Source organism: Roseobacter sinensis (genome assembly GCF_025755255.1).
In the GTDB taxonomy this organism is placed as follows: domain Bacteria; phylum Pseudomonadota; class Alphaproteobacteria; order Rhodobacterales; family Rhodobacteraceae; genus Roseobacter; species Roseobacter sinensis.
This window is the reverse complement of sequence record NZ_JALIEB010000001.1, coordinates 1-25,581: the sequence shown is the minus strand read 5'-3', so window position 1 is coordinate 25,581 and position 25,581 is coordinate 1. Positions and strand designations below refer to the sequence as shown.

The following is a 25,581-nucleotide window of genomic DNA, read 5'->3' as shown; positions in this document are numbered from 1 at the left end:
ATCAGGCCCGCGCCTCGCCGATTTGCGCGATATCGAGGACGTCGAGAACCCTGCCCTCGATCTGCGCGGCGTTCATGCCTGCGACCGCGTACATATCCGCCGGGCTTGCCTGGTCGATGAAGATGTCGGGCAGCACCATCGAGCGGTACTTGAGCCCCCGGTCGAAGATGCCTTCCTCGGCCAGAAGCTGGGCCACATGGCTGCCGAAGCCGCCGACGGCCCCCTCCTCGATGGTGATGAGCGCCTCGTGCTCGGCGGCCAGCTGCAGGATCAGATCGCGGTCGAGCGGCTTGGCGAAGCGCGCATCCGCGATGGTCGGCGCAAGCCCGCGGGCGCGCAGCGCTTCACCCGCCTTTTCCACCTCGGCAAGACGTGTCCCGAAGGACAGCAACGCAACACGCGCGCCCTGCGCGATGACGCGCCCCTTGCCGATCTCCAGCACCTCGCCGCGGTCCGGCATCTCGACCCCCTGCCCTTCGCCCCGCGGAAAGCGGAAGGCGATGGGACCGTCCTCATAAGCTGCGGCCGTGGCGACCATATGCTTCAGCTCGGCTTCATCGGCGGCGGCCATGACCACAAAGCCGGGCAGGTTGGCGAGGTAGGCAATGTCGAAGGCGCCTGCATGTGTGGCCCCATCCGCGCCGACGAGCCCCGCGCGGTCGATGGCGAAGCGCACGGGCAGCCGCTGGATCGCCACATCGTGGACAACCTGATCGTAGCCGCGCTGCAGGAAGGTCGAATATATCGCGCAGAAGGGCTTCATCCCGCCCGCCGCCAGCCCGGCGCAGAAGGTCACGCCGTGCTGCTCGGCGATGCCGACGTCGAAGCAGCGGCTCGGATAGCGCTCGGCGAAGAGGTTCAGCCCGGTGCCGTCCGGCATGGCGGCAGTGACTGCGCAGATCTTGTCGTCCTCGGCCGCCTCTTGCAGCAGGCTGTCGGCGAAGACGCGGGTATAGCTCGGCGCGTTGGAGGGCGCCTTCTTCTGCTCGCCCGTGACCACATCGAATTTCGCGGTGGCATGACCCTTGTCGCGCGCCGTCTCGGCGGGCGCGTAGCCCTTGCCCTTCTTGGTCAGCACATGGATCAGGATGGGCCCCGTCGCACGCGCTTTCACGGTGCGCAGCACGGGCAGCAATTGGTCCATATCGTGGCCGTCGATCGGCCCGAGATAGGAAAACCCGAGCTCTTCGAAGAGCGTGCCGCCGACGGCCATGCCCTTCAGCATGTCCTTGGCGCGTTTGGCACCTTCACGGAAGGGCTCGGGCAGCAGGCTCACCGCGCCTTTGGCGGCGGCCTTCAAGTCCTGGAAGGGTTCTTCGGCATAGAGGCGGCTGAGGTAGCTCGACATCGCCCCGGTCGGCGGGGCAATGGACATCTCGTTGTCGTTCAGGATCACGATCAGTCGCTTGCCGAGGTGACCCGCGTTGTTCATAGCCTCATAAGCCATACCGGCGCTCATCGCACCATCGCCGATGACCGCAATCGCATCGCCGAGGCCTTCGGGCACCACCCCACCCAGATCGCGGGCGACGGCGAAGCCCAGGGCCGCCGAGATTGACGTCGAGCTATGGGCTGCACCGAAAGGGTCGTACGGGGACTCCTTGCGTTTGGTGAACCCGCTGAGCCCATCCTTCATGCGCAAGGTGCGAATGCGGTCGCGACGCTCGGTCAGGATCTTGTGCGGGTAGCATTGGTGACCGACATCCCAGATCAGCTTGTCGCGGGGCGTGTCGAACACCGCGTGCAATGCCACGGTCAGTTCCACAACCCCGAGCCCCGCGCCCAAGTGGCCACCCGTGACCGACACCGCCGAGATCGTCTCGGCCCGGAGTTCGCGGGCCAGTTGGGTCAATTGCCGGTCGGACAGCGATTTCATGTCGGCCGGGCGTCGGATGGTGTCGAGCAGCGGGGTGTGGGGTCGATCTGAGCTCATGGGCTCCTCTCAATGCGCGCGCGTCACAACGAAACGCGCGGCTTCTTTTAGCGTCTCCGCCTCGGCGCCGTAACCGGCCAGGCTGTCGCAGGCCTCCTCGACCAGCCCTGCCGCGCGGTGCTGAGCGGCCTCGAGCCCGAGAAGGGACACGAAGGTGGCCTTGCCCGCATGAGCGTCCTTGCCGACGGCTTTGCCAACCATAGCGCTGTCGCCGGTGACGTCCAGCAGGTCGTCGGCGATCTGGAAGGCAAGGCCGAGGGCGCGCGCGTATCGCTGTAGCGGCGCGGGATCGCTCTGGCCGAGAACGGCACCCGCGGTCGCGGCCCATTCGATCAGCGCGCCGGTCTTTCCCTGCTGCAGGCGGGCGATGTCATCGAGCGACAGCGGGCGTTCGGCAGTTTCCGCCGCGATGTCGAGCGCTTGGCCCAAGACCATGCCCTGCGCCCCGCTGGCTTGGGCGAGGCGCAGGGCAAGATCAGCGCGCACCCACGGCTCGGGACTTGCCTCGGGGCAGGTGACAAGTTCGAAGGCGAGTGTCTGCAGCGCATCTCCGGCAAGCACTGCGGTCGCCTCGTCCCATTTGCGGTGGACCGTGGGCTGCCCGCGCCGCATGTCGTCGTTATCCATGCAGGGCAGATCATCATGTACCAACGAGTAAGCATGCAGGGCCTCGATGGCCGTGGCAGGCCAGATGGCCCGCTCTGGCGCGACACCGTGCAGCCGCGCACCTTCCATCACGAGAAAGCCGCGCAACCGCTTGCCGCCGTTGGTCGCATGCCGCATCGCATGAACCACGGGCAGATCGTCGAGCTTCCCCAAGATGAGATCGAAGTGCGCTTGAATGGCCCGGGCCGTAGCGCCCAGACGGTCGGAAAACATGGCTCAGAGCCCTTCGACCGGTTTTGTCCCGGTGGGCGCGCCATCCCCGTCGAGCGTGATGGCCGCAACCTTTTCCTCGGCTTCCTTCAACTTGGTCTCGCAGCGGGCCTTTAGTGCTGCACCCCGCTCGTAGAGCGCGATGCTCTCATCCAAGGCCACGTCGCCGCGTTCCAGCTGCCCCAGCACTTTCTCAAGCTCGGCCATGGCTTGCTCGAAACTCATCTCGTCTACGGGGGTGTCGGTCATACGGGCTCGCTGTCCTTGTTTCGGACCCGTTCTAGAGCGTTTCCGGGCAGGGCGCCAGACCGGCTTGCGCGACGTTTGTGCGGTGGCGCGCCCGACCGGGCCGGTGGGCCTTGGCCCACCGGCCCGGTCGGGCTACTCCGGCGCAAGCATGTAGCCGGCCCCGCGCACCGTTTGAAGATAGCGCGGCTGCTTGGGGTCTTCTTCGATCTTCCGGCGCAGGCGTGTGATCTGGACGTCGACAGCCCGCTCTTGTGCCTGCCCACGGTCGCGGCCGAGCTCCTCGACCAGCTTGGCGCGGCTGATCGGCTCGTTGCAGCTGGCCGAGAAAATCTTCATCAGCTGCATCTCGGTCGCGGTCAGGCGGATCAATTCCTCGCCCTGCCACATCTCGCCGCGTTCCATATCGTAGCGGATGCCGCCGAGGCTCAGCACCTTGGGCGCGGTCTGATCGGCGGGCGCCTCAGGCATACGGCGCAGGATCGCGTTGATGCGCAGCAGCAACTCCTTCGGCTCAAAAGGTTTGGCAAGGTAGTCGTCGGCACCGGCTTCCAGCCCCTCGATGCGGTTGCCGGTCTCGCCCTTCGCGGTCAGCAGCAGGATCGGGACGCTACGGTCCTCGCGCAGCGCCTTCGTCAGCGACAGACCATCTTCCCCCGGCATCATCACGTCGAGCACGATCAGATCGAAATCCAGCCCCGACAGAATGCGCCGGGCGTGGGCCGCGTCGCGCGCTGCGGTGACGAGAAACCCGTTGCGCATCAGGAATTTCTGCAACAACGTCCTGATCCGTTCATCGTCATCGACGATCAGCAGGTGGGCGTCCATTTCACTCATGTACCACTGTCCTTCAGCCGCGAATAAGCAGAGCGCATTTCCCGATCCATCATCGCCTCCAGCACGGTTCGGAATCCAGCCACGGCTTCAGGGCCCGCGTCGCGGAACGCCATCCGCATCCGCGCGCGCTGCGCGTCCGACAGCTTCTGTTCCAGCGCCCGTCCGGCCTCGGTCAAAAACAGGTGACGCTCGCGTTTGTCCGCCTTTCCGATCCTGCTCTCGACCAGACCATCCTCGATCAGCGTGCGCAAGACACGGTTCAGCGATTGTTTTGTGACCCCGAGGATGTTCAGGAGATTGTTGACGGTGGTGCCGGGCGCGCGGTTGATGAAATGCACCGCGCGGTGGTGCGCCCGCCCGTAAGCCATGTCGGAGAGGATGCGATCAGGATCGGCCGTAAAGCCACGGTAGGCGAAAAACATCGCCTCAATGCCCTGGCGCAATTGCTCGTCGGTCAAAAACAGAAGGTTTTCACCGCTTTGCGCCGAAGAACTGCGCCCGTCCGCCATTACGTGCCTCAAACCGTCCCTGGTCCTTTATGCGCAGCATATGTCAGTGTTGTTGACATTCCAAGGCTTAAGGGCTATCGAATCGCATCTTTTGCGCAATATTATGTCCATGTCGGCCATATTTTGCGCAATATTCGGAAATCTATTGGCCAAGCGTGGAAGGACAGACAATGGCAGGCGCTTACGACGATCGCGACGGGAAAATTTGGATGGACGGCCAGATGGTCGACTGGCGCGCGGCGAATGTCCACATTCTGACGCACGCTATGCACTATGCCTCTTCGGTCTTCGAAGGGGAGCGCGCCTACAACGGCAAGATCTTCCTCAGCCGAAAGCATTCCGAGCGGTTGCACTTCTCCGCAAGCGAGCTGGACTTCGAGATCCCCTATACCGTTGACGAGATTGAGGCGGCCAAACAGCAGGTGCTGACCGCAAATGGCTTCACCGATGCCTATGTGCGCGCGGTGGCCTGGCGCGGTGCGGGCGAGGACATGGGTGTTGCCGCTGCGCGCAACCCGGTGCATCTGGCCATCGCCGCCTGGGAGTGGGGCAGCTACTATGGCGATGCGAAGTCCAAGGGGGCCAAGCTCGACATTGCGAAGTGGAAGCGCCCCAGCCCGGAGACAATTCCGGTCCATGCCAAGGCCGCCGGGCTCTACATGATCTGCACCACTTCGAAGCACGCCGCCGAGGCAAAGGGCTGCTCGGACGCGCTCTTCATGGACTATCGCGGCTATGTGGCCGAGGCGACGAGCGCGAATGTCTTCTTCGTGAAGGACGGAGAAGTGCATACGCCCGACCCGGACAGCTTCCTGAACGGGCTGACGCGGCAGACCGTGATCGGCATGCTGAAGGACCGACAGATCAAGGTGCATGAGCGGGTGATTATGCCTGAAGAGCTGGAAGGGTTCGAGCAGTGCTGGCTGACTGGCACCGCCGCCGAGGTCACGCCGGTGGGTCAGATTGGCGACTACACCTTCGAGGTGGGCGCCATGACGCGCGCCGTCGCCGAAGACTACGAAAAGCTCGTGCGCAGCTGAGGCGTTGGACTACACCGCTTTCGCCGAAGACTGGGAAGCCGCCTGGAACGCCCATGATCTGGACCGCATACTCGCGCATTACAGCGCGGATGTGGTCTTTCGGTCGCAAAAGGCGATGCGGCTGACCGGTCGGGGCGAGATACATGGCCGCGCGGCGCTACGCGACTACTGGGCGAAGGCACTGGCGCAGCAGCCTGACCTGTCGTTCATCGTGGTCGATGTGCTGCGCGGTCACGGAATGGTGGTGAGTCTCTATCGCAATCAACGCGATGTGCTGGCAGCGGAAACGCTTCGGTTTGGTCCGGACGGCCTGGTGGTCGAAGCCTCAGCCTGCCACAAGAACTGAACCTGGTGTCATGAATCTTTGATCTTCCCGTTACACGTGTGTACCTTGAGCGTTACGTTCTGAGGGTCCTATCGCGCAGTAGCCAACCGCCAAATGGAGATCTCTCGTGACACAGCTCATCCGTCCCACCCGCCGTGCCGTTCTGGCCGGCTCGACCGCCTTTGCCGCCAGCCTCGCCATGCCCAGCCTCAGCCGTGCAAGCGCGCGCCCTGTCTTCACCCATGGGGTGCAGTCGGGGGATGTGGATACCTCTTCGGGCATGATCTGGACGCGCGTGGACCGTCCGGCGCGCATCCAGATGGAGGTCTCGACCACCGAGAGCTTTGCCAATGCGCGCCGCCTCGCGCCGATGGATGCGATCCCGTCGGGGGACCTGGCGATCAAACGTCTGGTGTCCGACCTGCCGTCGGATCAGGATATCTTCTACCGCTTTACCGCTGCTGATCTGAGCGATGTGAACGCCACCTCGGCCCCCCTTGTCGGGCGCTTCCGTACGGCGCCAACCGCACGACGGAACATCCGCTTTGCCTGGTCCGGCGATACAGCCGGGCAGGGCTGGGGTATCGACGAGACCGGCATGGCGACCTACGCGACCATGGCCCAGCATCAGCCGGATTTCTTCATCCATTCGGGCGACACGGTCTACGCCGACGGTCCAATGGAGGATGAGGTTGAGAAAGATGGCGAGGTGATCTGGCGCAACGTTCTGCTGCCGGACGAGAAGCGTAAGGTGGCGGAAACGCTCGATGAGTTCCGTGCCCAGTGGAAGTACAACCTGCTGGACGAGCATGTACGGGCCATGAACGCGAGCGTGCCCACCTTCATGCAATGGGACGACCACGAGGTCGTGAACAACTGGTCCGACAGCAAGGATATGATGGCCGATGACCGCTACACCGAGAAGTCGGTGCACCTGTTGCAGGCGCGGGCGACGCGGGCGTTCCACGAGATGACGCCGCTGCGCATCACTCCGGAGGAGCCGAACCGGGTCTATCGCAAGATCAACTACGGCCCGATGCTGGATGTGTTCTTCCTTGATCTGCGCAGCTATCGCGGGCCGAACACGGCTGAGATGACCGCCGAACTGACGGATGAGCAGCGCGTGCTGGGGGCCGAGCAGATGGCCTGGCTCAAGCGCGAGTTGGCCAACAGCCAGGCGACCTGGAAGGTGATCGCCTCGGATCAGCCCATTGGCCTCATTGTCTGGGACAATTTCCGTGAACAGTCGGGCTCTGAAGGGATCGCGGACGGCGTGAGCGGCCCGGCCATGGGGCGCGAGGTCGAGGTCGCGGAGCTTTTGCGGTTCATCAAGAACGCGCGCATCGACAACACCGTCTGGTTCACGGCCGATGTGCATTACACCGCGGCGCACTACTACAACCCCGACAACGCGCAGTTTCAGGATTTCGAGCCCTTCTGGGAGTTCGTGTCGGGCCCGCTGCACGCAGGCACCTTCGGGCCGAATGCGATGGACATGACCTTTGGCGCCGAGGTGAAATACGCCAAAGCTCCGACGGAGGAGCAGGGCGTCAACCTGCCGCCCTCCGCTGGCTTGCAGTTCTTTGGGTTGGTCGACATCGACGCGCAAACGCAACAGATGACCGTGCGGCTGATGGATCGGGCGGATACCGAGCTTTACTCCGTGACGCTCGACCCGCAGGGCACGCGCCTCTGAGGCCCCGCGCCCCAAAGCCTTGCCGGGGGCTTGAGGGACCGTACGTGCAACGGTTGTCCCGGCGGGGACAGCCGCTTGCCGTTTGTTGCGGCTAAACGCCTGATAAGGGGCGATTTCTCAACGTCGATATCACGTCGGTGTGATATCGGTGTTGGGGCGGTTTTTTGGCGCCTGAGCCCAGCTTTCTGAACAGAGGACGACCCGCGCGTGCGGTGATCGTGCGGCCGAGGAAATCTGAGCCGCGGCATCAAACCTCACGCCCGGCCGGCACCGCCGGCCAGCCCCCGACCCTCCCCACGGGAGGGGGCTTCACCCCCACCCAGGGTCGGGGGCTGACCTCTGTGCTTGAGTGGAAGCGTCCTAGCTTTTTCTGGACGCCGCCCTAGCCGAGGTCGAGGTCGGAGGAGTGGTAGACGTGGCGCCCGTCTTCGGAGGGCGTCTCGCGCTTGAGCGCCCAGTACTTGCGCACGTCGTCCATCCCGCGACCCGGATTGTCGGCGAGAAAATCACGCGTGTACTGGTTGAACTGGTTGTGATCCGCGATCTTGCTTTGAAAGCCGGGTTTGACCTCTTCAGCCTTGAGCCGGTGGTATTCGGCAACTGCATCCGCCAGCGTCTTGCCCGCGTTGGCCTTCATCCAGGCCATGAAGGCGATGTTGAATTTGAAGCCTTCGCCTGCATGCGCCTTGAAGAACCGCCGGACGTTCTGGCTGTTGCGATAGCTGTCGGTGATCACGGTCTCCGGCGTCAGCTCGGCGCTGTGCCAGTCGAATTTGGAGCGGGGTTGGCTGCGGACATCTCCAGGCCATTGGGTCTCGCCTGTGTCGAGGTGATGCGCGAGGCGGTCGAGGATGGCGAACTTGCCGCCCGTGGCCCGCACGCCAACCGCTTTCGCCTGCGCCTCCAGCTCGGACTTTAGCCAGTACCAGCGGCGCAGCTCGGCACCGGTGGGGATGCTGGCGATCGCGGGGCGGCCATCGCGGTTTTTCGGCATCGCAGGACCTCTCTTTGAGGCGCAAGATGATCCGCAGGCTCTAAAAATCCACTCCGCGCTGGGCCTTGATGCCGGATTGGTAGGGGTGCTTGACCTCGGTCATCTCGGTCACGAGATCGGCGTAGTCCATCAGCTCGGGCTTGGCATCGCGGCCCGTGAGGATCACCCCGGTGCGGTCGTCGCGGGCCTTCAGGCTGTCGATCACCGCATGGATGTCGAGGTAGTCATAGCGCAGCGCGATGTTGATCTCGTCGAGCACCACAAGGTCATAATCGCCGCTCTGCATCATCTCGACGCCTTTGGCGAAGGCGGCCTCGGCGGCGGCGATGTCGCGGTCGCGGTCCTGTGTGTCCCAGGTGAAACCTTCGCCCATGGTGTGCCAGGTCACATCGCCGAGTCGGTCGAAGAAGCGTTTCTCGCCCGTGATCCACTTGCCCTTGATGAACTGGACCACGCCGACCTTTTGCTTCCAGCCGAGCGCGCGGATCACCACGCCGAAGGCGCTGGAGGATTTGCCCTTGCCCTTGCCGGTATGCACCAGCACGAGGCCACGCCCGGGGTCTTCGGTCTCGGCCACCTTGGCGCGGTGCTTGGCCTGCACCTTTTTCATTTCTTCCTTGTGGGTCTCTGCGTCGCTCATCGCTTTTGCTCCCCTCACGGTGTGCCCGGGGGCGATTGATTGGGTTTCGAGCGGCTGCGGTCAACCCCCAATTGGTGCTCGCGCCAGATGATCAGGATGCCGCCGGCGATCACGAGGCTGGCACCGAGGATGATGGGGCCGGTGGGCAGCTCGTTGAAGGCGAGATAGCCGATCAGGGCGGCAAAGATCATCGACGCGTAGTCGAAGGGCGCAAGCATCGAGGCCGCACCGAAGCGGTAGGAGGAGGTGACCATGATCTGCGCAACGCCACCGATCAGACCGGCGGTGATCAGCCAGAGCACAACCGCCCGTTCCGGCCACACCCAGATGAAACCGGGATGCTCGACGACCCAGCCCAGCGGCGCCGAGAGCAGCGCGAGGCAGCTTGCGGTGACCGAGAAGTAGAAAACGATGGCCGCGGTGTGATCGGTCTGCACCAGCCGGCGCACGTGGATCTGCACCAGCGCGCGCAGGATCGCCGCGATCAGCACCATCACCGCCCCTAGGGTCGCCGCGCGCGAGATCTCGTCGGCGCCGACGCTCAAGCGAGGCGCGATCACGATCATCACCCCAACAAGGCCGAGGGCCACGGCGGACATCCGGATGAGGCGGATACGCTCGCCCAGAAAGAGCGCGGCGAAGATCACCGCGAAGAGCGGCGTCGCATAGCCGATGGCGGTCACCTCGGGCAGGGGCAGCAGTCCGAGGCCCGCGAAGGTGAGCGCCATGGCCGAGGTGCCGAAGACGCCGCGCCAGACGTGGCCCATGAGGTTCGAGGGGATCAGCCCTTGGCGCAACTGCCCGCGCTGGGCGAGCCAGAGCGCGATGATCGGCAGGGCAAAGAGCGAGCGGAAGAAGACGGCTTGGCCCGGCGGGACCTGACCGGAGACGCCCTTGATGATCGCGGCCATCACCATGAACAGAAAGACCGCGCAGAGCTTCAGAGCAATTGCGCGGCCGGGTTTGTGTTCCGTGAGGTCCTGGGCCATGGGGCCCTGATGCGCCTCTGATCCGGAAAGATCAACCGAGTTTGGCGACGCCCAAGGGGACCGAGAACTTTAGGCACCAGATGTAGATTTCGTTGAAGTCATCCACGTTGATCGAGGCGGGCACGGTGTAGGTCTGCTTGCCGTTGAGCATTTTCAGCTCACCCAGATCGCCTGCGGGCACATAGGCGCCGTCCTTGCCGAAGGCGACGCGCGGGTCGGGCGCGCCGTCGAGCGAGAAGTCGTCGTCGAGCGTGACAGTGGCGGTGCCATCGGCATGTGTCTCGATGGTGACGCCGCCGGTGGTGATGTGGTTGCTCTTGCCGGTGAAGGTGCCGGAGGTGCTGCCGCCCGCCATGGCGCCGAGCGTGGCGAGCGTGGTGAGGGCGATGACGAGGAGGGCGGAGAGGAGGTGTTTCATGAAATCGCTTTCTGTGCTGTGTGGGGCGTGTGGCCTTGATTTACAGTTCGGAACTGATTGGTACAATACACGTCTGCGTGAGTTGTGTAACAAGCGGTTCCGAACTATGTTGATGTGCGACCACAGGAGGTACCCATGGCCCGGCCCAGAGAATTCAATATCGACGATGCAATCGGCAAGGCCACGGAGGTGTTCTGGACTAAGGGCTATCAGGAGGCCTCGCTGCCCGATCTGTTGGAGGGCATGGGGCTGACCCGGGGCAGCCTCTACAAGGCGTTCACGGACAAGAAGACGCTGTTCCTGCTGGTGTTGGAACACTACGAGGACAGGGCGGTCGCCGCTGCACAGGCGCGGCTGTCGGACCCGGGTGTCGCCGATGGGCGCGACCGTATCCTCAGCCTGTTTCAGGCGTCGGTGGCCGCGGCAACCTCCGGCGATCATCGCGGCTGTCTGCTCTGCACGGCGGCGGCCGGGGCCGAGATGTCAGACCCGGAGATTGCGGCAGCGGTGCAGCGGGGGCTTCAGGGCATCCGGGAGGGTCTGGAGACCGCGCTGCGGGCGTCGCCCGTGCATGGGGCGCAGGAGGAGGCGGCGATCCGCGCTTTGGCGAATGTGCTGCTGACCCAATACATCGGGCTGCGCGTGCTGGCACGCTCGCAGCTCTCACTGGGGATCGTGGAGCACGGCGTCGCGGGTGTCGCGCGGCTGCTGGAGATGTCCTAGAGCCTGAGCCAGAAACCGCGCCGGGGCCTACACATCGCATCGAGTGCGGCGTTTGGTCCGAGGGACGCGCGAAGCGCCCTCACCTCCATCGAGGAGGGTCGGGCGCTGCCCGGCTTGTCAGCCGGGGGCGCCGGTTGAACCGCTGCTTCAGGTGTTCAGGCCGGGCTCTCGCCGATGTGGCCGCGGTTCTCCCCCACCTGGCCGCGGTGCAGCAGCAGATGGTCGAGCAGCACGCAGGCCATCATCGCCTCGCCTACAGGCACCGCGCGAATGCCGACGCAGGGGTCATGGCGGCCCTTTGTCACGATCTCGGTCTCCTCGCCCGTCTTTGTGATCGTGCGCCGGGCGGTCAGGATCGAGGAGGTGGGTTTGACCGCGAAGCGCAGCACGATATCTTGCCCGGTGCTGATGCCGCCGAGGATGCCGCCCGCGTGGTTCGAGGAATAGACGGGGCCGTCCGGGCCCATGGTGATCTCGTCGGCATTGAGCTCACCCGTGAGCATCGCCGCCGACATGCCCTCACCGATCTCAACGCCCTTCACGGCGTTGATGCTCATCATCGCGGCGGCCAGATCCGTATCCAGCTTGCCATAGACCGGCGCGCCGAGGCCCGCAGGCACGCCGCGCGCGACGACCTCGATCACAGCGCCTACGGAGCTGCCGGATTTGCGCAACCCGTCGAGGTAGCTCGCCCACTCGTCTGCCGCCCGCGCGTCGGGCACCCAGAAGGGGTTGCGGACGATCTCGTCCCAGTCGAACCTGTCGCGGTCGATCTTGTGCGGACCCATCTGGACCATGTAGCCGGTGATCTCCACCCCCGCCACAAGCGAGGCGATGGCAGCGCGCGCGAGCCCGCCAGCGGCCACACGCGCCGCGGTTTCTCGCGCGCTTGACCGTCCGCCACCCCGGTAATCTCGGATGCCGTACTTCTGGAAATAGGTAATATCGGCGTGGCCGGGACGGAACTTGTCCTTGATCTCGCTGTAGTCCTTCGAGCGCTGGTCGGTATTCTCGATCATCAGCTGCACCGGCGTGCCCGTGGTCTGCCCTTCGAAGACGCCCGAGAGGATCTTCACCGCGTCAGCCTCGCGCCGCTGGGTGGTGAACTTGTTCTGCCCCGGTTTGCGCTTGTCGAGCCAGTGCTGCAGCGTCGCCTCGTCAATCGCCACGCCGGGCGGGCAGCCATCGACGGTCGCGCCCAAAGCTGGCCCGTGACTCTCGCCCCAGGTGGTCACGCGAAAAAGATGGCCAAAGCTGTTGATCGACATGCAAACGCTCCTTTGTCCGGCGTGCTTAGCGGCGCGCGTGCCGCGCCTCAAGAGCTTATCGCTTGCCAATCCCGCAGCACGGCGATACCTCTGGACCCACCTCGGGGGGCCAATCCGGCTGAGATGCGCGCACGCGCGGACCCGTAGAACCTGAACCGGTTAAGACCGGCGGAGGGAAGGTGGTCACATCGTCCTCTTTCGCCGTTCGACGCAGATAAAGAGGATACATCATGCGAAGAACTTTCCTTGCACTCCCGCTGCTGCTGGCCACGCAGGCGGGCGCAGAGACGCCCGTGCTGACCGTCTATGCGGGCGACTACTTCACCTCCGAATGGGGTCCGGGCCCCAAGATCGAGGAGGGGTTCGAGGCCACCTGCAAGTGCGATCTGCAGTTTTCCACTGGCGATCTGCTGCCGCGTCTGCTGCTGGAAGGCGAGCGGACCAAGGCGGATGTGGTGATCGGCCTTACGTCGGACGTGACCGCGCGGGCGCGGGAGACGGGGCTGTTTGCACCGCATGGGCAGGACAACTCCACACTGACGCTGCCGATTGAGTGGACCGACGACACCTTCCTGCCCTTCAACTATGGCCACACCGCCTTCATCTACAACGAGACCACGATGGATGCGCCGCCCGCGAGCTTTGATGCGCTGCTGGAGATGGACGACGATGTGAAGCTGGTCATCCAGGACCCGCGCACCTCGATCTCGGGCCTGGCGCTCGTGCTCTGGGTCGAGGCGGTCTATGGTGAGAAAGCGGGCGCGGTCTGGGAGGCTCTGGCGCCGAAGATCCTGACCGTGACCAAGGATTGGTCGGCGAGTTATGGCATGTTCACCGATGGGGAGGTGGACATGGTGCTGAGCTACACCACGTCGCCCGCCTATCACATGTTTGCCGAAGAGGACTTCACCAAGAAGGCGGCGATCTTCCCGGAAGGCCACTACTTCATGGTCGAAACCGTGGCCAAGGTTGCGGGCACGGATCAGCCCGAGCTGGCCGATGCCTTCATGGCCTATGTGCTGAGCGCGGATTTCCAGCGGATGATACCCATGGCCAACTGGTCGCTCCCCTCGGCACTGCCCGAGGATCAGTGGCCCGAAGGCTGGGCCGAGCTGCCGCTGCCGGAGAAGGTGCTCTTCTACTCCGAGGATGAGGCGGAAGCGCGGAAGGCGCAGGCCATAGAGACATGGCGCCGCGCGCTCAGCCAATAATCGGCGCAGGCGGGGTCGCCGCGGGCGGCTGTGTTGTCGCGGTGGTCCTGGCTTCCTTCGTGGGGCTGGGACTGAAGGCTGAGGTCGGGCGCGGCATCGGCCCGGCGGAATGGGCGGCAATCCGTTTCACGGTGGTGCAGGCGGTGCTCTCGGCATTGTTGTCGGTGGCCTTTGCCATTCCGTTGGCGCGTGCTCTGGCGCGGCGGCGCTTTCCCGGGCGCGGGGTCCTGATCACGCTGCTGGGCGCGCCGTTCATCCTGCCGGTCATCGTCGCGGTGCTGGGGCTGCTGGCCGTCTTTGGCCGGACGGGGTGGCTGAATACGGGGCTCGGGGCGCTGGGGCTGCCGGAGCTGTCGATATACGGGCTGCATGGGGTGGTGCTGGCGCATGTGTTCTTCAACCTGCCGCTGGCTACGCGACTCCTGCTGCAAGGCTGGCAGAGCATTCCGGCGGAGCGGTTTCGCCTCGCGGCGCAGCTGAACCTGCCGCCGCGCATGGTGTTCCGGACGCTGGAATGGCCGCTGTTGAAGCAGGTGGCACCGGGGGCGGCGGCGCTCATCTTCGTGATTTGCCTCACCAGCTTCGCGGTGGCGCTGACCCTCGGCGGCGGGCCGCGGGCGACCACCATCGAGCTCGCGATCTATCAGGCGTTCCGGTTCGATTTCGATTTGGCGCGGGCGTCCTTGCTGTCGCTGATCCAATTGGGATTGGCAGGTGGCGCCGCGCTGCTGGCACTTTGGGTGATCCCCAACTTTCCGCTCAGCGCAGGGTTGGACCGGGCGCTGACGCGCTGGGATGCGCGCGGGGGCGGGCAGGCCTGGGCGGACGCCGCGATCATTACATTCGGAAGTGCGTTCCTGCTGCTCCCGCTCTTTGCAATCCTCCTCGCCGGGTTGCAGGGGCTGCCGCTGATGCCGCCGGTGGTCTGGCAGACAGCGGGCAATTCGCTCTGGGTTGCGATCCTGAGCATCGCGGTGCTGCTGCTCATCGCCCTGCCGATGGCAGGCTGGATCAGCACCCGCCAGCGCGGCAGTGCCGAGGCCATCGGGCTCATTGGGCTTTCCGCCTCGCCGCTGATGATCGGGACGGGGTGGTTCATCCTGATCAACCCGATTGCCGACCCGGTGCCGCTCGCGCTGCCAGTCACCGCGCTGATCAACGCGCTGATGGCGCTGCCCTTCGCCTTGCGAATCCTGGTGCCGCCGATGCGCGATGTGCTGGGGGCCTATGACCGGCTCGCCCGGTCGCTGGGGTTGCGTGGCTGGGCGGCTTGGCGCTGGCTGGTGCTGCCGCGGCTCAGGGCGCAGGTCGGCTTTGCCGCCGGGCTCACGGGCGCTCTTTCGGTGGGAGACCTCGGGGTGATCGCGCTCTTTGCCGACCCGGACCGGGCGACTTTGCCCTTGCAGATGTATCGCCTGATGGGCGCCTACAGGACGGAGGCGGCGGCGGGCGCGGCGCTGGTGCTGCTGGCGATGGCGCTCGGGCTCTTCTGGCTCTGCGACAAGGGAGGGCGCTGGCGTGTTGAGGCTTGAAGGCGTGGAGATCGCGCAGGGCGACTTTGCCCTCGCCGCCGACTTCGACGTCACGCCGGGGCGCAGGACTGCGGTGATCGGACCCTCGGGGGCGGGGAAGTCGACGCTGCTGGGGGCGCTTGGCGGGTTCGTGCCGCTGCGCGCCGGCCGGGTGCTCTGGAACGCGCGCGACATCACGCATGACGCGCCTGGCGCGCGCCCGATGGCGATGCTGTTTCAGGACAACAACCTCTTTCCTCATTTGAGCATCGCGCAGAATGCGGGGCTGGGGGTCCGCCCGGATCTGAAGCTGAGCGCGGAGGACAGCGCGCGGGTGGCGCAGGCGCTGGCGCGTGTCGGGCTGGAGGGGCTGGAGGGGCGCAAACCGGGGGAGCTGTCCGGCGGGCAGCAGAGCCGCGCGGCGCTGGCGCGGGTGCTGGTGCAGGACCGGCCCGTTGTCTTGCTCGATGAGCCCTTCGCGGCGCTGGGGCCCGCGTTGCGGCGGGAGATGCTGGATCTGGTGCGGTCGCTTGTCGAGGAAACGGGTGCGACTTTGCTGATGGTTACGCATGATCCGCAGGATGTGCGGCGGATGGCCGAGGACGTCATCTTTGTCGAGGGCGGGCGGGCGGCGGCGCCGCAGCCCGCGCAGGCGCTGCTCGAGGATCCGCCTCCTGCGTTGAGGGCGTATCTGGGAGTGTGACCCGTTCGGGTGCCGAGGGCATTGCCCTCAGGGGGGAGGTCGGGCGATGCCCGGCTTATCAGCCGGGCAGGACATTGTTGCAATCTTTGTTAAGCCGCCGCAGACCGCAGCGCCTCACGCGTCTTCAGGATCCCAAGCGCCGCCTGGGCGGCTTCGCGGCCTTTCTGGACGAAATGCGCGCGGTAGATCGCGGTGTGATGCTCGGTCTCCTGATAGTGATGCGGGGTGAGCGAGACGGAGAGCACCGGGACACCAGTCTCCAGTCCGACCTGCATGAGGCCATCGACTACAGCCTGGGCCACGAAATCATGGCGGTAGATGCCGCCGTCCACGACGAAGGCGGCGCAGGCGATGGCGGCATAGCGGCCTGAGCGGGCCAGATCGCGCGCCATCAGGGGCAGCTCGAAGGCGCCGGGCACATCGATCACGTCAACCTGTGCTTCCGGGATGATTTCAGTGAAGCCTTCCAAGGCGCGGTCCACGATATCAGCGTGCCACTGCGCTTTGACGAAGGCGAAACGGGTGTGTGTCATATGTGATCTCCTTTCGTGGTCCGACACGTCCACCCAAGGCGATCACGGCTGCGCACGGGCCGAAGACCCGCGTCATACGCATTCTCTTTCATCCGGACTGTGACCGTCGGCTCTGGCCTTTCACCAGATCTGCTGGACCAAGGGATTTCTGCAAGAAACCCGTTGCGCTCGCGGGCTCGGAAGCAGGCGCCTCCATACCGCCGGTGGGGACTTCCACCCCGCCCTGAGAATGTGCGCAGCTTGCCAAGGCAGGGCAAAGCCTGCAAGAGGAAAGCCATCGTATGATCGAGGCAGGCTCATGCATCCCAACCCGGTGTTTCATACCCAGACCGAGGATCAAAACCTCGCCTTCGCGCGCGAGCGGGCGTTCGGCGTGCTGGCGGTCAGCGGATCCGAGGCGCCGTGGCTGTCGCATGTGCCGTTCCTGCTCGACGAGGATGGCGCATCGCTGGGGCTGCACCTGCTGCGCTCCAACCCGATTGCGCGGGCGCTGACGGAGCGGCGGCGGCCCGCACGCCTCGCCGTGTCGGGACCCGACAGTTACGTCTCGCCGGACTGGTACGGTGTGGATGACGAGGTGCCGACCTGGAACTACATCGCCGTGCATCTGACCGGAACGCTCGAGCTGCGCCCGCAAGCGGAGTTGCACGATCTGCTGGATCGTCAGTCGGCAGTCTTTGAGGAGCGGCTGCTGCCCAAGACACCCTGGGTGACCGGGAAGATGTCTGACGGCGTGATGGCGCGCATGATGCGCGCGATTGTGCCCTGCCGGATGCAGGTGACCGAGGTCGACGGCACCTGGAAATTGAACCAGAACAAGCCCGATGCCGTCCGGCAGCAGGCGGCCGATCACGTGGAAGCCTTTGGCCAGGGTACGGAGCTTGCCGTTCTGGCCGCGCTGATGCGCGGAGCCAATGGACAGCGACCCTAGCTTTGATAGGGTCCTCCTGGAATCGCAAGGAGGACCGCTCGATGAAGCTCTATCACTCTCCCGCCTCGCCCTTTGTGCGCAAGGTCGTCGTGCTGCTGCACGAGTTGGGCAAGGCCGATGAGGTCGAGCTGATCGACGTGCAGTCGACCGCCTTTGCCTCGGACGCAGGTCTTGCAGCAAGTAACCCCTTGGCGAAGCTGCCGTCTTTGGTGCGCGACAACGGCACGACACTCTATGACAGCCGGGTGATCACGGCATTTCTGGACGACCTATACGGCGGCAAGATGTATCGTACGGGCACTGCGCGCTGGGAAACGCTGACCCTTGAGGCGACGGGAGACGGGATCATGGATTGTGCCGTCTCGATGGCTTATGAAATGCGGCTGCGGCCCGAAGAGATGCAGTACGGCGCCTGGATCGAGGCGCAGTGGGAGAAGGTCGCGCGCGCAATCTCCGTGTTGAACGCGCGCTGGATGAGCCATCTGTCGGGCCCCATGGACATGGGGCATATCTCGGTCGCCTGCGCACTGTCCTATGTCGACTTTCGCCATGGTGCGCGCAATTGGCGTGCGGGCCATGATGCACTGGCGAAATGGCACGCGGAGTTTGATTCGCGGGGCTCCATGGGTGCGACGAAACCGCCCGCTTCGTGAGAAACGCGGCGCAATTAACGATTTGCACGGCCCTCGGGGCTAAGAAACCGCCAATTTGATGAGTGCCTGCGACCCTTTGCGCCTGTTTGGTTACTAGACGTGAGGGAAGCACGGCGCTAAATACCCGCTGGAGAAAGGCTGCGCTCCGGCGCGGCCAGCATTGTTTTTGCCGGTTCCCGGCTCAGGAAATGGAGAAACCCGTGTCCCACGCAGATGATCACGACGGCAGCCGCAGGGATTTCCTCTACTACGCGACCGCAGGTGCGGGCGCCGTGACGGCTGGTGCCGCAATCTGGCCGCTGGTTAACCAGATGAATCCCTCGGCAGACGTGCTCGCGCTGTCTTCGATCCGCGTCGATGTAAGCGGTGTCGAACCCGGCACGCAGCTGACCGTGAAGTGGCTGGGCAAGCCTGTGTTCATTCGCCGCCGTACCGAGGAAGAGATCACCGCGGCACGCGAGGTGGCGCTGTCCGATCTTCCGGATCAGAGCGCAGAGAACGCGAATCTTCCTTCAGGAACAGATGCTTCGGACGAGAACCGCGCGCTGGACGAAGCGGGCGAATGGCTGGTGATGATGGGGGTCTGTACACATCTCGGCTGCGTGCCGCTGGGCGATGCAGGAGACTTCGATGGCTGGTTCTGCCCCTGCCACGGGTCGCATTATGACACCTCCGGCCGGATCCGGAGAGGCCCCGCGCCAACCAACTTGCCGGTGCCCGTTGCAGAATTCGTGGATGAAACCACGATCAAACTCGGTTAAGGGAGAAACCTGATGGCTGGAATTCCTCACGACCATTACGAACCGAAGGCGGCCTGGGAAAAGAGCCTTTCCAAGCGGTTGCCGATCATCGGCCTGATGTACGACACCCTGATGATCCCGACACCCAAGAACCTCAACTGGATGTGGATCTGGGGTATCGTTCTGACATTCGTTCTGGTGCTGCAGATCGTGACCGGCATCGTGCTGGTGATGCACTATACGCCCCATGTGGACATGGCGTTTGCCTCGGTCGAGCATATCATGCGCAACGTCAACGGTGGACACATGCTGCGGTATATCCACCAGAACGGCGCCTCGCTGTTCTTCGTTGCCGTCTACGCGCACATCCTGCGGGGACTTTACTACGGCTCCTACAAGGCGCCGCGCGAGATCACCTGGATCATCGGCATGCTGATTTACGTGCTGATGATGGGCACTGCTTTCATGGGTTACGTGCTGCCCTGGGGCCAGATGTCCTTCTGGGGCGCGACCGTGATCACCGGCCTCTTCGGCGCGATTCCCTTCGTGGGTGAGGCGCTGCAGACCTGGCTGTTGGGCGGGCCGGCTGTGGACAATGCCACGTTGAACCGCTTTTTTTCGCTGCACTACCTGCTGCCCTTCGTGATCCTCGGTCTGGTGATCGTGCACATCTGGGCCTTCCACACGACCGGCAACAACAACCCCACGGGTGTTGAAGTGCGTCGGACCTCGAAGGAGGAAGCCGAGAAAGATACGCTGCCGTTCTGGCCCTATTTCGTGATCAAGGACCTCTTCGCGCTTGCGGTAATCCTTGCGGTGTTCTTCGCCGTGGTCGGCTTCATGCCGAACTACCTCGGCCACCCCGACAACTACATCGAGGCAAACCCGCTGGCGACGCCTGCGCACATCGTGCCGGAATGGTACTTCCTGCCTTTCTACGCCATCCTGCGGGCTTTCGATGACACGGTCTGGGTCGTGCAGATTGCGTCCTTCATCACGGGCGGCATCATCGATGCGAAATTCTTTGGCGTGCTCGCGATGTTCGGCTCTATCGCAGTGATGGCGCTGGCACCGTGGCTCGACACCTCGTCGGTGCGCTCGGCACGCTACCGTCCGATGTTGAAGTGGTGGTTCTGGCTCTTCGTCGTGAACTTCTTCGTTCTGATGTGGGTCGGTGCGATGCCGGCAGAAGGCATCTATCCGGTGATCGCGCTGATCGGTTCGGCCTACTGGTTCGCCTACTTCCTGATCATCCTGCCGTTGCTGGGTGTGATCGAGAAGCCGCTGGCGCAGCCGGAGACCATCGAAGACGACTTTGCCGCGCATTACCCGAAAGCGTCGAAAGAGGCTGCGGGCGGTCAAGCGCAAGCGACGCCTGCGGAATAAGGGAACGCAAACTCATGATCAGAACACTCACACTCAGCGCTGTGGCGGCCGTTGGTCTGGCCACGGCCGGTCATGCCGCAGGTGCTTACGACACGCATATCGAGGACTTCGACTTCTCCTTCGAAGGACCTTTCGGCACCTACGATCAGAACCAGCTTCAACGCGGCTTGCAGGTCTACACCGAGATCTGTGCCGCCTGCCACGGGCTGAAGTTCGTGCCGATCCGGTCGCTGTCCGAAGAGGGCGGGCCCGCGATGCCGGAAGATCAGGTGCGGGCCTATGCCGAGCAATTTGAAGTTTTCGACCCCGAAATCGACGATTTCCGTCCGGCACGCCCGTCGGATCATTTCCCGGAATCCGGCCTTGAGAACGCACCCGACCTCAGCCTGATGGCAAAGGCGCGGGCCGGGTTCCACGGGCCTTATGGTCTCGGGATCAACCAGTTCTTCAAGGGGATTGGTGGGCCAGAGTACATCGCCTCGCTTCTGACCGGCTATACCGGCGAAGAGAAGGAAGAGGCCGGTGTTACGCTCTATGAGAACACCGCCTTCCCGGGTGGCTGGATCTCCATGGCGCCCCCGCTTTGGGGCGAGGATGTGGAGTATGCGGACGGGCACGAGAATGACCTGCACAGCATCTCTGAGGACGTGTCGGCCTTCCTGATGTGGACTGCAGAGCCGAAGATGATGGCGCGCAAACAAGCGGGCTTCGTGGGCGTTGTATTCCTGACGCTATTGTCAGTGCTTCTCTATCTGACGAACAAGCGGCTCTGGGCGCCTGTGAAGGGCAAAGAGACCGCCTGATCTCCCCCTAGAAGTCATCGAAAAACCCCCCGTGCCGAAGGGCGCGGGGGGTTTCCGTCTGCACCTTCTCGAGGAAGGCTAATCACAGACCCTGGGGAGAGTCAGAATTGGATGGTCCGAGGTGTCACGGTTAGTCGGCAGCGCAATGCGTCTTTTGCCGTGATCCCAGTCCTGTCCCTTACTCAAATTCTTCCGTTACCATCTTGTTGGCCTTGTAAATCAAGGCAGATACTCGCTACCGGTCACCACCAATAAGTTAACAATAGGTTAAAGCAGAAGCGGCGTATGTGAACTGGATCACATTCGACGACTTTTCTGTGGACGGTTTGGCCTGTTTGGCTCTGTCAAATGCTGCCAATCTGGCCTGCGCCACGGAAGACCCCGCAATAATCGTTAACGTAACAGCCATTTCCACCTCTCAAAATCGACGGTGAAATTTTTCGACCATGGATTGCGCAACGCGGAACTCGCGATCCGCCTCCACCAGCCATGTCAGGATTGTCCGCACCGTCGAGGCCGAGGGTGTCACCCTCGCCGGATCGGTCGCCTTATCGCCGCGGCGTTTCATGTTGTAGCCCCTTCTTTGCCGTATCGCCTCGGTAATCGCCGAGGCGGATCAGCTCAGAACATTCTGTCCTGATCGTGGAGCAATCTACAGCAAGAGCGAATCCGGGTCTGTGAAACGGGTCACACCCGCGCGCTATATCTGGTGCAGATCGGCCATGACCTGAAGCGCTTCGCGGTCGAGCACCCGGATGCCCCCGCGCGAGGCCTCGATGACACCGGCCCGCTTCCAGAGCGACAATGTCTTCGAGACCGCCTCTCGCGTTGCGCCCACGAATTCTGCAAGCTCGGATTGCGAGAGCGGCAGGATCGCCAACTGCCGGGAACCATCGACGGTCAGATAGAGGATCTTGCGCGCGAGCCGGGCTGGCATCGGCAGGAAGACCTGCTCGTTGAGTTGGCTGCTCATCCAGCGCATCCGCTCGCCGGCGAGCTGGATCATGTCGATGCCCAGATCGGGGGCCTTGCGGATGGCTCGCAGCATGTCGGCGTTCTTGACCCCGCGCAGCCGCGTCGGCTCTAATGCCGTCACCGTCGCCGTCCGGGTCCCCGGATCGAAGAGTGCGATCTCCCCGAAAAGGGCGCCAGGGCGCATCACGTCGAGCGACAGCTTGCGCCCTTCGCGCGACAGTACGCTGAATTCGAGCGAGCCTGAGACGATAGCATAAAGCGTGTCGCCGATATCGCCCTGCTCGAACAGCACCTCACCCTCGTCGAGCGACACCTCGGTTGCGACCGAGGCCATCAGATCGGACAGGTCCTGCGAAGCGTGCGCCAGAAACCCGCTTTTCGGCAATGTGACTGTGTCCATCCTTGTCTCTTTCCTTCCTGGCACTCACCGCCTCGGAACAGGTACCCTACTGTGCCACTTACAGCCTTTCAATCACCGCGGGTAGCCCGCGGGCGACAAAAGACACCAGATGTGGAAGAGGGGGCGCGGTTATGCGCGGCGAAACCCGCCAAGCTGGGCAATTTCTGCGGCACCAAAACCTGCAAGTGGAGCGCGCCCGCGTGTGTCGGCGGATCTGTAGACCGCCCGTTCTACAAGCAGTAACGCCGAGAACCACTGCGCGGCCAAAAGCGCGCGGGCCGTATCGGCCGGTGCCGTTAACGCAGTTTTGCTGGCATGGCGATTGACGGCGGCGCCGCGCAGATGATCGTTCGATGACGTGTTGTCGTACCTCAGTGACCCGGGCTGGTCTAACTCACCGGCCCGGACCGTCTCGCTGATCAGACGCTGAACCGCACCCTGTTGACCGCTCCGGACGCGCACGTCCAGAATCCGCTCAATCCCACCTTCCAATACACCTCTCCCACAAGGTGTCTTCACCGTAGCGACCAAGCCGAACCTTTGTCACGAGATTTCTGGCGCAGGCGGATTATGCGAGAAGCGTCACGTCCGTATGCCCAGTGACCGTGGCCGGCACGATGCTGCCTTCGCGCTGCGGCTGGCTGAAGGCAACGGGACAGAACTGTTCGGTGCGGCCCATTGTGGGGCTCTCAATCAGCACCAGGTGCCGCTTGCCGACCTGGGCGGCGAGGTGTTGTTGCACCTGTCTTGTACCAGCCTCGCGCAAGCGCGCCGCGCGCTCCTTGATGAGCCTGCCATCAACAGCCGGCATCCGTGCCGCGGGTGTGCCGTTCCGCGGTGAATAGGGAAAGACATGCAGCCATGTCAGATCGCAGTCTTTCACAAGCGCCAGCGAATTCTCGAACATCGGATCGGTTTCGGTTGGAAAGCCGGCGATGATGTCAGCGCCGAACGTCATCTCGGGTCGCAGCCTGCGGGCCTCCTGCGCAAAGCGGATGGCGTCGTCCCGCAGGTGCCGGCGCTTCATCCGCTTCAGGATCAGGTTGTCGCCGTGTTGCAGCGAGAGATGGAGATGCGGCATGAGGCGCGGTTCGGTCGCAATGGCGGTCATCAGGTTGTCGTCGACTTCGATGCTGTCGATCGAGCTGATCCGCAACCGCGGCAGGTCTGGCACCAGACGCAGGATGCGCATGACCAGATCGCCGAGCTTCGGCGCGGCGGGCAAGTCGGCGCCCCAGCTGGTCAGATCGACCCCGGTGAGCACCACCTCGTTGAAGCCTTTGTCGACCAGCCGCTTGATCTGATCGACAACCACACCGGCGGGCACCGAGCGCGAGTTGCCGCGGCCGTAGGGAATGATGCAGAAGGTGCAGCGGTGATCACAGCCGTTCTGGACCTGCACATAGGCGCGGCTTCGGGTGCCGAACCCGTCGATGAGATGGCCGGCCGTTTCGGTGACGGACATGATATCGTCAACCTGCACCGCTTCGGTCTCGCCGATGAAATCCGCGGCGAGGCCTTGCCACGTCGCGGCCTGCATTTTCTCGGTATTGCCGATAACCGCATCGACTTCGGGCATCTTGGCGAATGTTTCGGGCTCCGTCTGGGCCGCGCATCCGGTCACGATCAGCCGGGCGTGAGGATGGGTCCGGCGGAGCCGTCGAATGTCCTGCCGCGCCTTGCGTACGGCCTCGGCGGTCACCGCGCAGGTGTTGACGACAACTGCGTTGCCGAGGCCCGCGGCGGCGGCCAGATCCTTCATGGCTTCGGTTTCATAAGCGTTCAGCCGACAGCCCATTGTGGCGAAGACAGGTGCGTTCATGTCAGCGAGGCCAGGAATGCGGGGGTCAGTGTGCCCGAAAAGACATGCGCGGTGGGGCCGGTCATCCACACCCCATCGTCGCGCCAGTCAATAAAGAGCGTGCCACCGTCGAGATCGACTTGAGCGGCCCGTCCGGTCAGCCCCCGCCGCGCGGCCGCGACCGCCGTTGCGCAGCTGGACGAGCCTGAGGCCAGGGTGATGCCTGCCCCCCGCTCCCAGACCCGCATGCGGATCCGGTCTGCTCCGGTGATCTGTGCGATCTGGACGTTCGTGCGCTCGGGGTAGAGCGGATGCTTCTCATGCGTAGCCCCGAACGTCGGCAGATCGATGCTGTCGATATCGTCCACGAAAAAGGTGCAATGCGGGTTGCCCATCCCCGTTGCGACAGGCGCACCCTCAATGGGCAAAGAGAGGGTATCCACGGCCTGCGCCAGCGGGATCTCCGCCCAGTTGAGTTGAGGCTGACCCATATTGACGGAGGTGAGACCGTCGCCCGCATCTTTCGCCATGAGAACGCCGCGCTCCGTGGTCAGGCTGAGCTCGGTCTGCCCGGTTTCCTCCATGACGTGCCGGGCGATGCAGCGCGTTGCGTTGCCACAGGCGGCAGCGCGCGATCCGTCTGCGTTGAAGAACGTCAGATGCAGAGCGTCAGCGCCGTTCGAGATCACCGCCAGTTGGTCGAAGCCGACGCCGCGATGCCGGTCGCCCAGAGCCCGCGCCAGAGCAGCGTCGACGTCGAGGGCGTGCGCGCGCGCGTCCAGCACGACAAAATCGTTCCCCAGCCCGTGCATCTTCATGAAGGGCAAGCCGATATGGTCCGAGCGGCACATTGCGGCCATATAAGCTGCTGCGTCAAAACTATCCAGTGCGTCCTGACGAAAAGCCCGATTAAGGGCTTGACCCTCTCCCACCACCTTTCTAATTAGGCGCCCTAGTGGGCCGTTAGCTCAGTTGGTAGAGCAACTGACTTTTAATCAGTGGGTCGCAGGTTCGAATCCTGCACGGCTCACCACTTCATCGATCTTGTTGTGAGTAGTCACGAGAGTCTTCCACAATTGCCGGGCTTTCTGCCACAAACGTCACGAAGGCTTGCCACATGCATGATGGCTCGTGTTGCTGGGCTATTTTTGTGGTGTTTTTTGGTCACCTTCTTTGAAGAGACTTGGAAGCACTCGCTAGCTTAGATCTCGGTCGTGAGCCCGTTGAGTACGTCTTGGCTATGAGCGGACAGCCCTCAGTTGTTATTGAGGTCGCGGTCGCGGTCGCGGTCGCGGTCCGGCGTGCTGACATTGGCCATGGACGCAAAGTCGTGGTCTAGGCGAACAGACGGTTGGCGGGACAAGGACGAAACCGCTCTCGCGGTATTGGCGCTTGGGGCAATGACAGTGCATTAATTCAGCAGTGGATTTGGTGGATGGG

Annotated in this window: 28 protein-coding genes, 1 tRNA gene and 2 riboswitches; of the genes, 13 read left to right on the top strand and 16 right to left on the bottom strand. The window is 63.8% G+C overall.

From position 1 onward, the window contains the following. Position 1: 1 nt before the first annotated feature. The 5 genes from dxs to MUB52_RS00125 all read right to left on the bottom strand — a co-directional run bounded on the left by dxs (position 2) and on the right by MUB52_RS00125 (position 4,401). The gene (dxs, locus tag MUB52_RS00145; RefSeq protein WP_263842155.1) at positions 2-1,933 is read right to left on the bottom strand and encodes a 1-deoxy-D-xylulose-5-phosphate synthase; all 1,932 of its coding nucleotides are present in this window, start codon (positions 1,931-1,933) and stop codon (positions 2-4) included. A gap of 9 nt (positions 1,934-1,942) precedes the next feature. Beyond that, positions 1,943-2,812 (bottom strand): polyprenyl synthetase family protein, encoded by an 870-nt coding sequence (locus tag MUB52_RS00140; RefSeq protein WP_263842154.1) that lies wholly within the window; start codon positions 2,810-2,812, stop codon positions 1,943-1,945. 3 nt (positions 2,813-2,815) lie between these two features. Beyond that, entirely contained in the window at positions 2,816-3,058 is a 243-nt protein-coding gene (locus tag MUB52_RS00135) for an exodeoxyribonuclease VII small subunit (protein ID WP_263842153.1), read from the bottom strand. Between the two features lie 132 nt (positions 3,059-3,190). Next, positions 3,191-3,892 carry a response regulator gene (locus MUB52_RS00130; protein ID WP_263842152.1) on the bottom strand — a complete coding sequence of 234 codons (702 nt, stop codon included), beginning with the start codon at positions 3,890-3,892 and terminating at the stop codon, positions 3,191-3,193. Beyond that, entirely contained in the window at positions 3,889-4,401 is a 513-nt protein-coding gene (locus MUB52_RS00125; RefSeq protein ID WP_263842151.1) for a MarR family winged helix-turn-helix transcriptional regulator, read from the bottom strand. The genes MUB52_RS00130 and MUB52_RS00125 overlap by 4 nt, the downstream gene beginning before the upstream one ends. A 170-nt stretch (positions 4,402-4,571) precedes the next feature. Between MUB52_RS00125 and MUB52_RS00120 the strand changes: the two genes are divergently transcribed. The 3 genes from MUB52_RS00120 to MUB52_RS00110 all read left to right on the top strand — a co-directional run bounded on the left by MUB52_RS00120 (position 4,572) and on the right by MUB52_RS00110 (position 7,462). Then, entirely contained in the window at positions 4,572-5,441 is an 870-nt protein-coding gene (locus MUB52_RS00120) for a branched-chain amino acid aminotransferase (protein ID WP_263842150.1), read from the top strand. Positions 5,442-5,445: 4 nt separating this feature from the next. Next, positions 5,446-5,787 (top strand): nuclear transport factor 2 family protein, encoded by a 342-nt coding sequence (locus MUB52_RS00115; RefSeq protein ID WP_263842149.1) that lies wholly within the window; start codon positions 5,446-5,448, stop codon positions 5,785-5,787. Between the two features lie 106 nt (positions 5,788-5,893). Beyond that, positions 5,894-7,462 carry an alkaline phosphatase D family protein gene (locus MUB52_RS00110; RefSeq protein WP_263842148.1) on the top strand — a complete coding sequence of 523 codons (1,569 nt, stop codon included), beginning with the start codon at positions 5,894-5,896 and terminating at the stop codon, positions 7,460-7,462. A 382-nt stretch (positions 7,463-7,844) separates the two neighbouring features. Here the strand turns inward: MUB52_RS00110 and MUB52_RS00105 are convergent, their stop codons facing one another. The 4 genes from MUB52_RS00105 to MUB52_RS00090 are packed head-to-tail and all read right to left on the bottom strand — an operon-like array spanning position 7,845 to position 10,503. Beyond that, positions 7,845-8,456 (bottom strand): SAP domain-containing protein, encoded by a 612-nt coding sequence (locus MUB52_RS00105; RefSeq protein WP_263842147.1) that lies wholly within the window; start codon positions 8,454-8,456, stop codon positions 7,845-7,847. A 40-nt stretch (positions 8,457-8,496) separates the two neighbouring features. After that, positions 8,497-9,096: a cob(I)yrinic acid a,c-diamide adenosyltransferase gene (gene cobO, locus MUB52_RS00100; RefSeq protein ID WP_263842146.1), complete on the bottom strand. Its 600-nt coding sequence runs from the start codon at positions 9,094-9,096 to the stop codon at positions 8,497-8,499. Between the two features lie 14 nt (positions 9,097-9,110). Next, positions 9,111-10,085, bottom strand: a complete 975-nt coding sequence (locus MUB52_RS00095; protein WP_263842145.1) for a DMT family transporter — start codon at positions 10,083-10,085, stop codon at positions 9,111-9,113. 31 nt (positions 10,086-10,116) lie between these two features. Then, positions 10,117-10,503, bottom strand: a complete 387-nt coding sequence (locus MUB52_RS00090; protein ID WP_263842144.1) for a DM13 domain-containing protein — start codon at positions 10,501-10,503, stop codon at positions 10,117-10,119. 135 nt (positions 10,504-10,638) lie between these two features. Here MUB52_RS00090 and MUB52_RS00085 point away from each other — a divergent pair, with 135 nt between their 5' ends. Beyond that, positions 10,639-11,226 (top strand): TetR/AcrR family transcriptional regulator, encoded by a 588-nt coding sequence (locus MUB52_RS00085; protein ID WP_263842143.1) that lies wholly within the window; start codon positions 10,639-10,641, stop codon positions 11,224-11,226. Positions 11,227-11,381: 155 nt separating this feature from the next. Here the strand turns inward: MUB52_RS00085 and aroC are convergent, their stop codons facing one another. Further along, positions 11,382-12,494: a chorismate synthase gene (gene aroC, locus MUB52_RS00080; RefSeq protein ID WP_263842142.1), complete on the bottom strand. Its 1,113-nt coding sequence runs from the start codon at positions 12,492-12,494 to the stop codon at positions 11,382-11,384. A 92-nt stretch (positions 12,495-12,586) separates the two neighbouring features. Continuing rightward, a riboswitch (TPP riboswitch) is annotated at positions 12,587-12,688 on the top strand. Between the two features lie 36 nt (positions 12,689-12,724). Here aroC and MUB52_RS00075 point away from each other — a divergent pair. From MUB52_RS00075 to MUB52_RS00065, 3 genes are read left to right on the top strand one after another with little or no spacing between them, the layout of a single operon-like run. Next, positions 12,725-13,705, top strand: a complete 981-nt coding sequence (locus tag MUB52_RS00075) for a thiamine ABC transporter substrate-binding protein (protein ID WP_263842141.1) — start codon at positions 12,725-12,727, stop codon at positions 13,703-13,705. Beyond that, positions 13,681-15,237 carry a thiamine/thiamine pyrophosphate ABC transporter permease ThiP gene (locus tag MUB52_RS00070; protein WP_263842140.1) on the top strand — a complete coding sequence of 519 codons (1,557 nt, stop codon included), beginning with the start codon at positions 13,681-13,683 and terminating at the stop codon, positions 15,235-15,237. The genes MUB52_RS00075 and MUB52_RS00070 overlap by 25 nt, the downstream gene beginning before the upstream one ends. Continuing rightward, complete coding sequence (locus MUB52_RS00065; RefSeq protein WP_263842139.1) at positions 15,224-15,919, top strand: thiamine ABC transporter ATP-binding protein; 696 nt, start codon at positions 15,224-15,226, stop codon at positions 15,917-15,919. Before MUB52_RS00070 ends, MUB52_RS00065 begins: the two co-directional genes overlap by 14 nt. A gap of 89 nt (positions 15,920-16,008) precedes the next feature. Here the strand turns inward: MUB52_RS00065 and MUB52_RS00060 are convergent, their stop codons facing one another. Then, positions 16,009-16,479 carry a 6,7-dimethyl-8-ribityllumazine synthase gene (locus MUB52_RS00060; RefSeq protein ID WP_263842138.1) on the bottom strand — a complete coding sequence of 157 codons (471 nt, stop codon included), beginning with the start codon at positions 16,477-16,479 and terminating at the stop codon, positions 16,009-16,011. 49 nt (positions 16,480-16,528) lie between these two features. Continuing rightward, a riboswitch (FMN riboswitch) is annotated at positions 16,529-16,687 on the bottom strand. A gap of 63 nt (positions 16,688-16,750) precedes the next feature. Between MUB52_RS00060 and MUB52_RS00055 the strand changes: the two genes are divergently transcribed. From MUB52_RS00055 to MUB52_RS00035, 5 genes are all read left to right on the top strand, one after another. Then, entirely contained in the window at positions 16,751-17,383 is a 633-nt protein-coding gene (locus MUB52_RS00055) for an FMN-binding negative transcriptional regulator (RefSeq protein ID WP_263842137.1), read from the top strand. A 41-nt stretch (positions 17,384-17,424) separates the two neighbouring features. Further along, positions 17,425-18,036 carry a glutathione S-transferase gene (locus MUB52_RS00050; RefSeq protein WP_263842136.1) on the top strand — a complete coding sequence of 204 codons (612 nt, stop codon included), beginning with the start codon at positions 17,425-17,427 and terminating at the stop codon, positions 18,034-18,036. A 200-nt stretch (positions 18,037-18,236) separates the two neighbouring features. Beyond that, the gene (petA, locus tag MUB52_RS00045; RefSeq protein ID WP_263842135.1) at positions 18,237-18,797 is read left to right on the top strand and encodes a ubiquinol-cytochrome c reductase iron-sulfur subunit; all 561 of its coding nucleotides are present in this window, start codon (positions 18,237-18,239) and stop codon (positions 18,795-18,797) included. Between the two features lie 12 nt (positions 18,798-18,809). After that, the gene (locus MUB52_RS00040; RefSeq protein WP_263842134.1) at positions 18,810-20,162 is read left to right on the top strand and encodes a cytochrome b; all 1,353 of its coding nucleotides are present in this window, start codon (positions 18,810-18,812) and stop codon (positions 20,160-20,162) included. Positions 20,163-20,176: 14 nt separating this feature from the next. Next, complete coding sequence (locus tag MUB52_RS00035; RefSeq protein ID WP_263842133.1) at positions 20,177-20,965, top strand: cytochrome c1; 789 nt, start codon at positions 20,177-20,179, stop codon at positions 20,963-20,965. Positions 20,966-21,383: 418 nt separating this feature from the next. On the opposite strand, the gene MUB52_RS00030 is transcribed toward MUB52_RS00035, so the two are convergent. The 5 genes from MUB52_RS00030 to dapF all read right to left on the bottom strand — a co-directional run bounded on the left by MUB52_RS00030 (position 21,384) and on the right by dapF (position 25,001). Next, complete coding sequence (locus MUB52_RS00030) at positions 21,384-21,533, bottom strand: hypothetical protein (protein WP_263842132.1); 150 nt, start codon at positions 21,531-21,533, stop codon at positions 21,384-21,386. A gap of 132 nt (positions 21,534-21,665) precedes the next feature. After that, positions 21,666-22,340 carry a Crp/Fnr family transcriptional regulator gene (locus MUB52_RS00025; RefSeq protein WP_263842131.1) on the bottom strand — a complete coding sequence of 225 codons (675 nt, stop codon included), beginning with the start codon at positions 22,338-22,340 and terminating at the stop codon, positions 21,666-21,668. A 129-nt stretch (positions 22,341-22,469) separates the two neighbouring features. Next, the gene (locus tag MUB52_RS00020; RefSeq protein WP_263842130.1) at positions 22,470-22,832 is read right to left on the bottom strand and encodes a hypothetical protein; all 363 of its coding nucleotides are present in this window, start codon (positions 22,830-22,832) and stop codon (positions 22,470-22,472) included. Positions 22,833-22,908: 76 nt separating this feature from the next. Beyond that, on the bottom strand, positions 22,909-24,162 hold the full coding sequence (gene mtaB / locus MUB52_RS00015) for a tRNA (N(6)-L-threonylcarbamoyladenosine(37)-C(2))-methylthiotransferase MtaB (RefSeq protein WP_263842129.1): 1,254 nt from the start codon (positions 24,160-24,162) through the stop codon (positions 22,909-22,911). Beyond that, a complete protein-coding gene (dapF, locus tag MUB52_RS00010) occupies positions 24,159-25,001 on the bottom strand; it encodes a diaminopimelate epimerase (protein ID WP_404818151.1) in 843 nt (280 codons plus the stop codon). The genes mtaB and dapF overlap by 4 nt, the downstream gene beginning before the upstream one ends. Before the next feature lie 97 nt (positions 25,002-25,098). Here dapF and MUB52_RS00005 point away from each other — a divergent pair. Beyond that, positions 25,099-25,174, top strand: a tRNA-Lys gene (locus tag MUB52_RS00005). Positions 25,175-25,581 lie beyond the last annotated feature (407 nt).